Origin of the sequence: Enterobacter cloacae complex sp. 402C9, from assembly GCF_050030745.1 — a bacterium.
GTDB classification, from domain to species: domain Bacteria; phylum Pseudomonadota; class Gammaproteobacteria; order Enterobacterales; family Enterobacteriaceae; genus Enterobacter; species Enterobacter intestinihominis.
Genome location: NZ_JBLGUW010000001.1, coordinates 2,554,035 through 2,566,048 on the forward strand (window position 1 = coordinate 2,554,035; position 12,014 = coordinate 2,566,048).

Below are 12,014 nucleotides of genomic sequence, written 5' to 3' on the forward strand. Positions count from 1 at the left end.
CGCGCTGCGGGCGCTAACCCTATTCTCTCCAGCCAGAAATCATAGTAGCATCCCGCCTGAAGTCTTCAGTTACGAGTTTAAAAACAATGACAACAAATGACGCCCCACAGGGCGAACTGGTTTTACGCACACTGGCAATGCCTGCGGATACGAATGCCAATGGCGATATTTTTGGCGGCTGGTTAATGTCGCAGATGGATATGGGCGGTGCAATCCTGGCAAAAGAGATTGCACACGGGCGCGTGGTAACCGTCCGGGTCGATGGCATGACCTTCCTGCGCCCCGTCGCGGTGGGGGACGTGGTGTGCTGTTACGCACGCTGCGTAAAACGCGGCAATACGTCTATCTCCATTAACATTGAAGTATGGGTGAAAAAAGTCTCTTCTGAACCGATTGGTCAGCGCTATAAGGCGACGGAGGCCCTGTTCATCTACGTGGCAGTGGATAGCGACGGTAAGCCCCGCCAGCTCCCACGGAACTGATCCTCAGGTAAAAAAAAGCCTCCTTTCGGAGGCTTCTTTTATTCCATCTGTGCCCCGCCGTTCAGGCGGAAGACAATATTTACAATCAACCCATTGCCGGGTTTACCGGCTTCATAACGCCACCTGCGCATGGCCGATTTAACTTCGCGTTCAAACATATTCGCCGGCTGTGCGGACAGGATTTCCACGTTATCCACACGTCCATCAGCCGTAACGTCGAATTTCACCCGTACACGCCCTTCAATACGTAACGCCTGAGCACGTGCCGGATACTGCGGCTGGTTACGGCTCAGCGCGCGCGGGCCCGCTGGCGCCGTTACCGTCGGTTTTGTCGCGGTCGTGGTGTTACTCATCAGCGGACGTGACGGGGCGGCATTTTCAACCGGCTGCGTGGTGCGTGGCTCAACCGGACGCACTTCGCGTTTCGGACGCTCTTCCACCTTTTTGACCGGCTTGGGTTTTGGCTTCGGCTTAGGTTTCGGCTCTGGCTTATGGATCACCACCGGCGCTTCTTTTGGCGGTTCAGGAATCGGCTCGGGTTCCGGCTCGGGTTCAACAACGGGCTGTGGCGGCGGCGGCGCAACCTGCGGCGGTTCAAGATCCGCGGGCGATACCATGGTCACAGAAATTGGCTGCGCTGGCGCTGGCATTTCAATAACCTGATGAACCGAGGTATAGAGCAGACCCGCCACGACAGCACCGTGAATAACGACGGAAAGCAGCGTCGGCCATGGAAAGCGGCGAGGTAAATCAAGGGTCATCGAAGTCATAATCATCAACGTTAAAAAACCGAACCTCGATTTTAAATGCAAATAGCAATCATATTCAATAAGACACTTTGTCCTGGCGCAATTTAAGCGTATAAGAGGGCAAAAAAGGGGCATCCAGATCAGGGTTTTAACATTGTTATTATCTTTACATTGCAGTCATTTGTGCTTTCACATAACGTAAATGTCACTTTTACCGGTTAAGGAGCTTTGCCGTGCTTTATGTGATTTACGCTGAAGATGTACCTGATTCTCTGGAAAAACGTGTTTCCGTTCGCCCTGCCCATCTGGCGCGTTTACAGCTGCTACAGGATGAAGGTCGGTTGCTGACCGCAGGCCCGATGCCTGCCGTTGACAGCAACGATCCGGGCGCGGCGGGTTTTACTGGCTCCACGGTGATTGCCGAGTTTGAATCTCTGGAAGCCGCGCAGGCCTGGGCAGAAGCAGACCCGTACGTCGCAGCCGGCGTGTACGAGAAAGTCACTGTTCGCCCGTATAAAAAAGTGTTCTGAAATGAAAGGCTCCCTCGGGAGCCATTTTAAACACCTTAACACAATGAAATAAAATGATTTATTACAGGCCGAGTCCACATATTGACCACATTGACACATTACTTCCCGCCCATGCGGGAAGTTTCATTTAAATCATTCTCTATTTAAAAGATTTCTCGGCAAGATTACTTAACAAGCTCACGCATTACGTTCCCATACTTAAATTTCAGATTTTGACTTGAGAGGAACATGCCACTGTTAGCTCTGAATCGCCACGGGTTTAACAGACACCTCAGAGTCATTTAAGATGACTTAAAGAGAGGTGCCCATGAGCGGTAAGCGTTATCCTGAAGAGTTTAAAATTGAAGCAGTCAAACAGGTTGTTGAACGCGGTCATTCTGTTTCCAGTGTTGCAACACGTCTCGATATCACCACTCACAGTCTTTACGCCTGGATAAAGAAGTACGGTCCGGATTCTTCCACTCATAATGAACAGTCAGATGCTCAGGCCGAAATCCACGAAGGCTGGCTGTATCTGGCCGTGGTGGTTGACCTGTTCTCACGCAAAGTTATCGGCTGGTCAATGCAACCCCGCATGACAAAAGAGATTGTCCTGAACGCATTACTTATGGCGGTGTGGAGGCGTAATCCTCAAAAGCAGGTACGGTTCACTCTGATCAGGGCAGTCAGTACACGAGCCATGAGTGGCAGTCGTTCCTGAAATCACAAGGTCTGGAAGGCAGCATGAGTCGTCGCTGTAACTGCCACGACAACGCGGTTGCGGAAAGCTGTGCCAGCGCTGACGCTGACTGGCAAATGCTGGAGTAAAAAACGGATGCAAACTCATGCACCTGATGCATGTAGAGCTTAAATACGAGAAAATCGCGAGTAAATGGCATGACAAGACCGGCATTCTGAGTGCCGGTCTTGTGGCTTGATGCAAGCATCAGTTTTGCCATGAAATGATGTCGTCCAGTCCAGAGAGCAGGTCGGGAAAGTAACTTTCATCAATATCGAAGGAATCATCAAGGGTAATACTGTCAGCATGGTTTTCAGGCTTAAGTACCATGCTAACGCCAACAGCCCCGGCAAAATGTGCCTGATGAAACTTAAGCACAACCTGCTCGAATGCCGAGGTTAAATTAATATCCTTAAATTTCGCCCCTGTCTTTAAGGCCAGATGGAAATCATGTGTATCATACCTGAACTGCTCCAACTGACCGACAAAAAACTCTGCAGCAAATTCTGTTTTTAAGGCTGGGATTGAGAATTCAACCCAAACCATAATACGGCTATAAGCAGGCTCTTCGGGCTCAGCCAGCCTTTCATAAGGTGTTAATTTAAGGTGTCTGTCACCGCTTGTGATATCTATCATGATCCCCCCTTAAGGCATGTACTGAAAATGCATGATAGTCCAGTCAGCTTCCCTGACCAAAACCTCAAGACGGTAAGACTTGTAAATATAAGTGCCTTTATTTTGCCTGTCTTCCACAAGCTTATACATACGAGCCTCGTAACGGAAAAGCCCTGGCTTTTTGAGAGGATCCGGCGTTCTTATGCCATAACGAATGGCCTTTTCCTAAATCTGCAAAGGCACATAACGACCTGGGGTCAGCATGTGTTTTACAGATGACTCACTCATCCTGAGCGCGCGAGCTGATAAGCCCATTTTAAGGCGGCCACGCAAGAGACTGATGGTAGCCTCACTGAGCCTCACAGTTACGGCGGCTTTGACACCACTTTTCAGTAACGACTGACCTGCCCGTAAAAGACGAAATGCACCAAAAGCAATTAGAGCGAGGTCTGTTGGGTCAATCAGGGGGGCTTCTAATGGCGCTTCTTCCAGCCTAACAAACATGCCGTCTGCATCATAAATCTGCCATAAACCGGGAGCCTGAGCGACGGAATAACCAATACACATCCCGCTTTCGTCATCAACGATGGGTTTTGAGTTCAGTGGAGGATTGCGTGGGCGAAATTCGAAATATTCACCGGCTGGCAATGTAGACTGGAAGGTGTAGAAACGTCCTGGCTGGTCTGTAATTAATCCAACGCTCATTGTCATGATTTCCTTTTGGGCTAACCTTTGAGTCATCATAAAGGACGTTTTTACTTCAATCTACTTTTCCTGATTCTGATTTTATCGGCTTAGAAGTTAACGCCTCTCAGGGCTCGTTGTTCAACACCACCGACACTGAAAGCGAGTTTCAGCACCGGCGGCGTTGCTATCGTCGACGTGGCGGCGGAATTATCGAACCTATCACCGGTGTAAACCCCTCAATTTTCGTATCGCTGATCTCGCTATATTTGCGGTTATTTTCTCTTGCGATAATTAGCCATCTGAATAAATAATCTTTCATAAAGTCCACTCCATTTCAGTTGAATTTCCAGGCCACTCGTCAGCAGCCGGATATTTGAAACTTTTCTTGCCATAAATCACCGTGCCCCACGCGCCAGCGCGTCGAGCTCACACCGTTCCGGGGTAATGCCGTCCTGAGCTAAATCGAAACGAATTTTTGCGACGCGATCCCTTTCGGACTTTGTCATCCGGGCTGATGGCGCTTGCTCGCTGGTTTTGAGCGGCGCATTGCTTCTTTGATGCCGATGTTTGCGCGGTGCGCGAGCTTTTAACGCCTCGTTAAGCACCTACACAACGTCTGGCTCATTCCAACCGATAACCCCGCGCTCAATCAGATTTAACACCGCTGCGGCTTGCTCGGACGGTGTGGGGGTCATAACTGGATCGCCACCGCCTGTGAGCTTTCCACAGTTATTGACAGGACTCCGGGCGCGTCAGAGCCGCTTTTTATGGCTTTTGACTGCTAGTAGTAAAACGTGAAGCCTTGTCTGGCGCGGCTTTCCAACTACGCCAGACATTAAAAAGGCTCCCTCGGGAGCCTTTTCTTCATTCAGTGCAGCGACGCCAGCCTCGCCGCAAATCCAACAAACAGCAGGCCTATCAACCCGTTCCCTAGCTTCGCCAGTTTCTTTTTGGTTTTCAGGTAACGCGTGACAAACGCGCCTGAGAAAATCAGGAAGCTCATGTACATGAAGCTGATCAGCTCAAGCGTTGTGGCGAGGATCAGGAACGACGTGCCGGTATTCTTCGCATTGACATCAATGAACTGCACGAAGAACGATACGTAAAAGAGAATCGCTTTCGGGTTCGTCAGGCTCAGCACCAGCGAACGCTTAAGGATCGCGCTTGCCGGTTCGGCGCTACTTTCGTGCGCATTTTTTTGACGTGTCATAACGGACCAGAGCATTTTTCCGCCGAGCCACAGCAGATAAAACGCCCCAAGATAGCGGACAATATTAAATAATACCGGAGTGGTCTGAATCAACGCGGCAACGCCCGCCCAGGCCAGAAACATCAGCACGGCATCACCAATAAACACACCGGTGGCTGCCAGATAGCCTTTCTTAACGCCGTGGCCAATCCCTGTTTTCAGCACAAACAAGGTGTTCGGTCCTGGAACCAGCACGATAAAAAATGCGCCGACAACATAGGTCCAGAAATTCAGTACACCAAACTCCGCAAACACGTCTCACTCCTTTTGCTCAAAAACAGCGGGGATACCGGTAATAACGGTATCCCCTGAATCAGTTGCGCTATTGTACGCCGTTATAGCCATCAAGATAAGTCGCGGCCAGTTCGTTACCAAATAATATGGCGTCTTTACTGTCCATGTCCGAAGACCATTTATCCTTCGCGTTGCCTGCGTACAATTCCTGCGACTTCGCATTTTCTTTCAGCTGATCGCGAATGCTTTGCGCGTATTCACTGGCTTCAGCCTGAGTCCACCCTTCCGCACGGTCAGCTTTGCCCCGGGCATAAAGCTCGCGGAACTGCGCTACGTTCAGGTGATAATTTTTCTGCACGCTGGAGGTGTAATTGCCGCCAGTAAAGCTGGACTGATGCGACACGAAATAAAACGCGTGCCGTTCGGGTGAGGTTTTGCTACTGGCACAACCGCTTAATACTGCAATCCCGAAGAGTGCTGCCATCACTTTTACGTTCATCCTTTTTTCCTTTAATAAAGCCAATGTATTCCCCACGCAAAAACATAATCTGCCAATGAGGAAAATGACGAAAGTCCTAAACCTTCCCTGAGCGCATCCAGCGCCAAAAGTGCAATAAAAATCCAGAGATAAGGATTCATCTTTTAATATCATGACGTTATGGGGACGTAGTATATCGTGGAAAGCAGACGGGAGGAGACTGCAAAGATTGATAGTCTGGATGTTTAATGGGCACCTTTACGGTGCCCCTCATGCTTTTCAGATATCCTGGACCGCGAACAGCAGCGCGTTACGGTGTCTGTTCAGGCCACATTTTCTGATGGCGTGGATACGCATATTGCGGCGGGATTGTGCTTCCAGCCAACGAGCCTTACGACGACTCACCTGTCGCAACATGCGCCAGCGCCCTACTTCAGTTCTACTGCGCTTCATGTCTACAACTCTTTCTCTAACAGAGATGCCATTATATGCCTAAGCAGGCGGCAAACCAGCGCTTTTATCTGCCGTTTTTATTTGCCAGATGAATCCTGATGCGTAAACTCATAACAATACGCTTTCAAAAGGATTTTTTATTTATGACAACCTTCTACACCGTGGTGAGTTGGCTGGTCATTTTAGGATACTGGCTATTAATTGCCGGGGTGACGTTGCGCATTCTGATGAAACGCAGAGCGGTACCTTCCGCCATGGCCTGGCTTCTGATTATCTACATTCTGCCGCTGGTGGGCATCATCGCCTATCTCTCTTTCGGTGAACTTCATCTGGGTAAACGCCGGGCCGAACGCGCCCGTGCCATGTGGCCCTCCACGGCAAAATGGCTTGCCGACCTTAAAGCCTGCAAGCATATCTTCGCCGAAGAGAACAGCAGCGTGGCCGCATCTTTGTTCAAGCTGTGCGAACGCCGCCAGGGCATTGCTGGGGTAAAAGGCAATCAGCTGCAACTGATGACCTCTTCCGATGACGTGATGCAGGCGCTGATCCGTGATATCCAGCTCGCCCGGCATAATATCGAGATGGTGTTTTATATCTGGCAGCCGGGCGGCATGGCGGACCAGGTCGCCGAATCGCTGATGGCCGCTGCACGTCGCGGTATCCACTGCCGCCTGATGCTGGACTCCGCCGGCAGCGTGGCCTTTTTCCGTAGCCCGTGGGCAGGCATGATGCGCAACGCCGGTATCGAGGTGGTCGAGGCGCTGAAAGTGAATCTTATGCGCGTCTTTCTGCGCCGCATGGATCTTCGTCAGCACCGGAAAATGGTTCTGATCGATAACTATATCGCCTACACCGGCAGCATGAACATGGTCGACCCCCGCTTCTTTAAACAGGATTCCGGCGTGGGGCAATGGATCGATTTGATGGCTCGCATGGAAGGCCCGGTGGCAACCTCTATGGGCATCGTCTATTCGTGCGACTGGGAAATTGAAACCGGTAAACGCATTCTTCCCCCGCCGCCGGATGGCAATATCATGCCATTTGAGGAAGCCAGCGGGCACACTATCCACACTATCGCCTCCGGTCCTGGCTTCCCGGAAGATCTGATCCATCAGGCACTGCTTACCGCCGCGTACTCAGCGCGGGAATATCTGATCATGACCACGCCCTATTTCGTCCCCAGCGACGACCTTCTGCACGCCATCTGTACAGCGGCACAGCGCGGAGTGGATGTGAGCATTATTATGCCGCGCAAGAACGATTCGCTGCTGGTCGGGTGGGCAAGTCGCGCGTTCTTTAGTGAGCTGCTGGCCGCGGGCGTTAAAATCTATCAGTTCGAAGGCGGTCTGTTACACACCAAGAGCGTGCTGGTAGACGGAGAGCTGAGCCTGGTGGGTACCGTCAACCTCGATATGCGCAGTCTGTGGCTGAATTTTGAAATAACGCTGGTCATTGATGACGCCGGTTTCGGCGGCGATCTGGCGGCGGTTCAGGATGATTATATCTCCCGCTCACGCCTGCTGGACGCCAGACTGTGGGCGAAACGTCCGCTGTGGCAGCGAATTGCCGAACGACTGTTTTACTTCTTTAGTCCGTTGCTGTAAAACGTGCCCAACGATGTTTAACAGGTAGTCATCATGGAAATGGATCTGAACAATCGCCTGACCGAAGACGAAACGCTCGAACAGGCCTACGATATTTTTCTCGAGCTGGCGGTCGATAATCTCGACCCTGCTGACGTCATTCTTTTCAACCTGCAATTTGAAGAGCGTGGCGGTGCTGAGCTGTTCGATCCGTCTGAAGACTGGGCCGAACACGTCGATTTTGATCTCAACCCGGACTTCTTCGCTGAGGTGGTAATTGGCCTGGCAGATGAAGACGGCGGAGAAATTAACGACATCTTTGCCCGCGTCCTGCTGTGCCGCGAGAAAGACCATAAGCTGTGCCATATTCTCTGGCGCGAATAATAAAAAAGGCTGCCCGCGCAGCCTTTTTTATTTAATCCGGCAAGGCATTTCCACAGCGGTGACAAAACCGCGCCCCGGGTTCATGATTTCCCTGCTGACAATTCGGACATTTGCGTTGCTGCTTGCTGTTCTGGAAGGCGCTGCTCATATGGGTGGTAATTAGCCCCGTCGGTATCGCTATCACCGAATAACCGATCAGGATAAGAACCGATGCCACAATACGTCCGAGCGGCGTATGCGGTGTAATATCGCCATAGCCCACGGTGGTCACCGTGACGATAGCCCAGTAAACCGACGCATTAAGCGTGGTAAACCCGTATTTTGGCCCTTCGATTAAATACATCAGGGAGCCAAAAACGATCATCACGATAGCAATAAACGAATAGAAGAGAATAAGCTGGTGGCGGGCGCTGACAATGGCGACCCAAAAAACCCTCAGCGACGGCATAAAGCGCAGCAGCTTCAGAATTCGTAACACACGAATCGCCCGCATTGCGCGCCAGGCAAACACATAATTCAGGCTGATCTCAGGCCACAGCCACATGACATACAGCGGCAGGATAGTGGCTAAATCAATAAATCCCCAGAAGCTGAAAACGTATTTCGCCGGATTTGGCCAGCTAATGACCCTCAGCACATACTCTGCGGTAAACACCAGCGTGACGATCAATTCCAGCCAGACAAAAACGTGCCACTCCTCATACGTCATGTGGTACTGCGTTCCGGCACCGGATTCGATAAAGATAATAATGACGCTAATCAGCGCAAATAAGCCACACAGACCCTCGAAACGGCGACCGGAAACCGTTTCTGGATCAAATAAAAGGTGATAAAGCCGCTGACGGGCCGACGTGAATAATCGCGACACATTAACCTCTAAAAAATAAGGGCTGACATCATGTCAGCCCTTGCGATTATAACGGGTCTACTTTCAGGCAGGAAACCGCATGTCGGAAACTGCCCTCCAGAACCGGCCGTGTTTTTGCACATTCCGGCCCGGCTATTGGGCATCGCGTACGGAATACGCAGCCTGAAGGCGGGTTGATTGGCGAAGGCAGTTCACCTTCCAGAAGCTGAATGGTTTTATTTTTTTCCAGATCGGGATCCGGAACGGGAACCGCAGACATCAGCGCTTTGGTATAAGGGTGCAGCGGATTATGGTACACCTCATCATACGTGCCCAGTTCCACGGCGTGGCCCAGATACATGACCAGCACACGGTCTGAAATGTGTTTTACCACCGCCAGATCGTGGGCGATGAAGATCAGCGACAGCCCCATTTCCCGTTGCAGTTTCTGTAGCAGGTTAACCACCTGGGCCTGGATGGAAACGTCCAGCGCCGAAACCGGCTCATCACAGATAATCAGTTTCGGTTCAAGGATCAACGCGCGTGCGATACCGATACGCTGGCACTGACCGCCGGAAAACTCGTGAGGGTAGCGGTTGATGAGGTTAGGCAACAGACCCACCTTCAGCATCATCGCTTTCACCCGATCGCGAACTTCCTGGCGCGGCATCTTCGGATGATAGGTGCGCAGCGGCTCGGCAATGATTTCGCCAATGGTCATACGCGGGTTCAGGGACGCCAGAGGATCCTGGAAAATCATCTGGATATCACTGCGCACATTGCGCCATTCATCCGGCTTCATCCCCAGCAGATCTTTGCCAAGCCAGGCCACTTTCCCGTCGGTGGCTTTCACCAGGCCGATGATCGCACGCGCAAACGTCGACTTGCCGCAGCCGGATTCGCCCACCACGCCCAGGGTCTCCCCTTCGTACAGGCGTAGCGTGACGCCATCCACCGCTTTCAGGGTTTTGGCTGGCTGCCAGAACCACTGTTTACCGTCTTTGATATCGAAATGGACCTTCAGGTCAGCGATTTCGAGCAGCACATTTCTTTTTTCGTCGATTGCGTTCATACCAGCTCCTCCAGCGGCTTAAAGCAGGCGCGTAGACGGCCTGGGGCAAACGCTTCCAGCGGCGGTGCGCTGTTACAGATTTCCATCGCATGCGGACAGCGTGGCTGGAACGGGCAGCCTTTTGGCAAACGCAGCAGGTTTGGCGGGTTGCCCGGGATAGTCAGCAGCGACTCCCCTTCCGCATCAAGGCGCGGTACGGCATTCAGCAGCCCGATAGAGTACGGGTGGGCTGGCTGGTAGAACACATCGCGGGCATTACCGTATTCCATCGTGCGGCCTGCATACATGACTAACACTTTGTCGCAGATCCCGGCAACGACGCCTAAATCGTGGGTGATCATGATGATGGCGGTGTTGAACTCACGCTTCAGCTCGTTCAGCAGCGTCATGATCTGCGCCTGTACGGTCACGTCGAGAGCGGTGGTTGGTTCATCAGCGATCAGCAGTTTTGGCCGGCAAAGCAATGCCATCGCGATCATGACGCGCTGACGCATACCGCCGGAGAACTCGTGCGGATACATGCGCATGCGCTTGCGTGCTTCAGGCATTTTCACCGCATCCAGCATTTTGACGGACTCTTCAAACGCTTCGGCTTTGCCCAGCCCCTTGTGGAGCATCAGCACTTCCATCAGCTGTTCACCCACCCGCATATAGGGGTTCAGGGAGGTCATCGGATCCTGGAAAATCATTGAAATCTGCTCGGCGCGCAGTTTGTTCAGCTCATGTTCCGGCAAATTCAGGATCTCTTTCCCGTTAAACGTCGCCGAACCCCCTATCACGCCGTTTGATGCCAGCAGGCCCATCAGCGCGAATGCGGTCTGGGATTTACCGGAACCGGATTCGCCCACAATGCCCAGCGTTTCACCGGCACGCAGGTCGAAGTTGAGATCGTTAACGGCAGTCACGTCACCGTCGGGGGTTTTAAACGTCACGCGGAGGTCTTTAACGTCCAGCAGTGCGCTGGTCCGCTGTTGCGCCTGTGGCGCGGTTGCCGTTTCAATAATGGTCATGACGGCGCTCCTTAACGGTCTTTCGGGTCGAGGGCATCACGCAGGCCATCGCCGATAAAGTTGAAACAGAACAGGGTTACAACCAGGAAGCCCGCCGGATACAGCAGTAACCACGGTGACACTTCCATGGAGTTTGCGCCGTCACTTAACAGAGCGCCCCAGCTACTCAACGGCTCTTGCGTACCTAATCCCAGGAAGCTCAGGAATGATTCAAACAAGATCATACTTGGCACCAGCAGGGAGGCGTATACCACCACTACGCCCAGCACGTTAGGAACGATATGACGCACCACAATATTGGCGGTAGAAACGCCACCAACCTGTGCGGCTTCGATAAACTCCTTACGTTTAAGGCTCAGCGTCTGGCCGCGCACAATACGCGCCATATCCAGCCAGGACACCATCCCGATCGCCACGAAGATCAGCAGGATATTTTGACCAAAGAAGGTCACCAGCAGAATGACGAAGAACATGAACGGGAAGGAGTTCAGGATTTCAAGCATACGCATCATCACGGAGTCCACTTTCCCGCCGAGGTAACCGGAAAGCGAACCGTAAAGCGTGCCGACAATTACCGCCACCAGCGCCGCTGCGATGCCAACCATCAGGGAGATACGGCCGCCAATCGCCACACGCACCAGCAAATCACGCCCGGAGGAGTCGGTACCGAAATAGTGCCCGGATTCCATATCCGGCGCGCTGGACATCATGCCCCAGTCCGTATCGAAATAGGTGAACTGAGAGAGCATTGGTGCCAGGGTTACGAACAGCGCGATAAGCACCAGCACGACCAGGCTGGCAACGGCGGCACGGTTATGCATAAAACGACGGCGGGCGTCTTGCCAAAGGCTACGACCTTCGACCTCCAGCTTTTCACTGAAGTTTTCCAGCGCCTCGCTGTTTTTCTTACTCAACATCATGGC

Annotated in this window: 14 protein-coding genes and 4 pseudogenes; 6 read left to right on the forward strand and 12 right to left on the reverse strand. The window is 52.2% G+C overall.

What is annotated here, in order from left to right; all coding sequences use genetic code 11:
• Positions 1 to 86 precede the first annotated feature (86 nt).
• Positions 87 to 482, forward strand: coding sequence for an acyl-CoA thioester hydrolase YciA (yciA, locus tag ACQG1K_RS12205; protein WP_032624113.1), 396 nt, complete (start codon positions 87 to 89; stop codon positions 480 to 482).
• 38 nt (positions 483 to 520) lie between these two features.
• Here the strand turns inward: yciA and tonB are convergent, their stop codons facing one another.
• The gene (gene tonB / locus ACQG1K_RS12210) at positions 521 to 1,243 is read right to left on the reverse strand and encodes a TonB system transport protein TonB (RefSeq protein ID WP_032622462.1); all 723 of its coding nucleotides are present in this window, start codon (positions 1,241 to 1,243) and stop codon (positions 521 to 523) included.
• Positions 1,244 to 1,464: 221 nt separating this feature from the next.
• Between tonB and ACQG1K_RS12215 the strand changes: the two genes are divergently transcribed.
• From ACQG1K_RS12215 to ACQG1K_RS12225, 3 genes and pseudogenes are all read left to right on the forward strand, one after another.
• Positions 1,465 to 1,761: a YciI family protein gene (locus ACQG1K_RS12215; protein WP_063849113.1), complete on the forward strand. Its 297-nt coding sequence runs from the start codon at positions 1,465 to 1,467 to the stop codon at positions 1,759 to 1,761.
• 307 nt (positions 1,762 to 2,068) lie between these two features.
• A pseudogene (locus ACQG1K_RS12220) lies at positions 2,069 to 2,200 on the forward strand (transposase); the annotation flags it as partial.
• A gap of 57 nt (positions 2,201 to 2,257) precedes the next feature.
• Positions 2,258 to 2,529, forward strand: a pseudogene (locus ACQG1K_RS12225) (DDE-type integrase/transposase/recombinase); the annotation flags it as partial.
• Between the two features lie 157 nt (positions 2,530 to 2,686).
• Here the strand turns inward: ACQG1K_RS12225 and ACQG1K_RS12230 are convergent.
• The 7 genes and pseudogenes from ACQG1K_RS12230 to ACQG1K_RS12260 all read right to left on the reverse strand — a co-directional run bounded on the left by ACQG1K_RS12230 (position 2,687) and on the right by ACQG1K_RS12260 (position 6,195).
• Positions 2,687 to 3,115: a hypothetical protein gene (locus ACQG1K_RS12230; RefSeq protein WP_239992666.1), complete on the reverse strand. Its 429-nt coding sequence runs from the start codon at positions 3,113 to 3,115 to the stop codon at positions 2,687 to 2,689.
• Between the two features lie 204 nt (positions 3,116 to 3,319).
• Complete coding sequence (locus tag ACQG1K_RS12235; protein ID WP_239992664.1) at positions 3,320 to 3,799, reverse strand: hypothetical protein; 480 nt, start codon at positions 3,797 to 3,799, stop codon at positions 3,320 to 3,322.
• A gap of 297 nt (positions 3,800 to 4,096) precedes the next feature.
• A pseudogene (locus tag ACQG1K_RS12240) lies at positions 4,097 to 4,527 on the reverse strand (replication endonuclease); the annotation flags it as partial.
• Positions 4,528 to 4,649: 122 nt separating this feature from the next.
• Entirely contained in the window at positions 4,650 to 5,285 is a 636-nt protein-coding gene (gene leuE / locus ACQG1K_RS12245) for a leucine efflux protein LeuE (protein WP_006810877.1), read from the reverse strand.
• A 67-nt stretch (positions 5,286 to 5,352) separates the two neighbouring features.
• Positions 5,353 to 5,763 (reverse strand): Exc2 family lipoprotein, encoded by a 411-nt coding sequence (locus ACQG1K_RS12250; RefSeq protein ID WP_192970027.1) that lies wholly within the window; start codon positions 5,761 to 5,763, stop codon positions 5,353 to 5,355.
• 11 nt (positions 5,764 to 5,774) lie between these two features.
• Positions 5,775 to 5,903 (reverse strand): KPN_01571 family protein, encoded by a 129-nt coding sequence (locus tag ACQG1K_RS12255; protein WP_209662595.1) that lies wholly within the window; start codon positions 5,901 to 5,903, stop codon positions 5,775 to 5,777.
• 118 nt (positions 5,904 to 6,021) lie between these two features.
• Entirely contained in the window at positions 6,022 to 6,195 is a 174-nt protein-coding gene (locus ACQG1K_RS12260) for a YciY family protein (protein WP_017384232.1), read from the reverse strand.
• Between the two features lie 143 nt (positions 6,196 to 6,338).
• Between ACQG1K_RS12260 and cls the strand changes: the two genes are divergently transcribed.
• Together cls and ACQG1K_RS12270 are read left to right on the forward strand one after the other, a co-directional pair.
• Positions 6,339 to 7,799, forward strand: coding sequence for a cardiolipin synthase (gene cls, locus ACQG1K_RS12265; protein WP_022648349.1), 1,461 nt, complete (start codon positions 6,339 to 6,341; stop codon positions 7,797 to 7,799).
• Between the two features lie 33 nt (positions 7,800 to 7,832).
• Positions 7,833 to 8,162: an HI1450 family dsDNA-mimic protein gene (locus ACQG1K_RS12270; RefSeq protein WP_006810881.1), complete on the forward strand. Its 330-nt coding sequence runs from the start codon at positions 7,833 to 7,835 to the stop codon at positions 8,160 to 8,162.
• Positions 8,163 to 8,193: 31 nt separating this feature from the next.
• Here the strand turns inward: ACQG1K_RS12270 and ACQG1K_RS12275 are convergent.
• The 4 genes and pseudogenes from ACQG1K_RS12275 to oppC all read right to left on the reverse strand — a co-directional run bounded on the left by ACQG1K_RS12275 (position 8,194) and on the right by oppC (position 12,011).
• A pseudogene (locus tag ACQG1K_RS12275) lies at positions 8,194 to 9,062 on the reverse strand (ion transporter).
• A 14-nt stretch (positions 9,063 to 9,076) separates the two neighbouring features.
• The gene (oppF, locus tag ACQG1K_RS12280; RefSeq protein ID WP_022648351.1) at positions 9,077 to 10,081 is read right to left on the reverse strand and encodes a murein tripeptide/oligopeptide ABC transporter ATP-binding protein OppF; all 1,005 of its coding nucleotides are present in this window, start codon (positions 10,079 to 10,081) and stop codon (positions 9,077 to 9,079) included.
• On the reverse strand, positions 10,078 to 11,091 hold the full coding sequence (locus ACQG1K_RS12285; RefSeq protein WP_017384234.1) for an ABC transporter ATP-binding protein: 1,014 nt from the start codon (positions 11,089 to 11,091) through the stop codon (positions 10,078 to 10,080). Before ACQG1K_RS12285 ends, oppF begins: the two co-directional genes overlap by 4 nt.
• An 11-nt stretch (positions 11,092 to 11,102) precedes the next feature.
• The gene (gene oppC / locus ACQG1K_RS12290; RefSeq protein WP_015570372.1) at positions 11,103 to 12,011 is read right to left on the reverse strand and encodes an oligopeptide ABC transporter permease OppC; all 909 of its coding nucleotides are present in this window, start codon (positions 12,009 to 12,011) and stop codon (positions 11,103 to 11,105) included.
• Between the last annotated feature and the right edge of the window lie 3 nt (positions 12,012 to 12,014).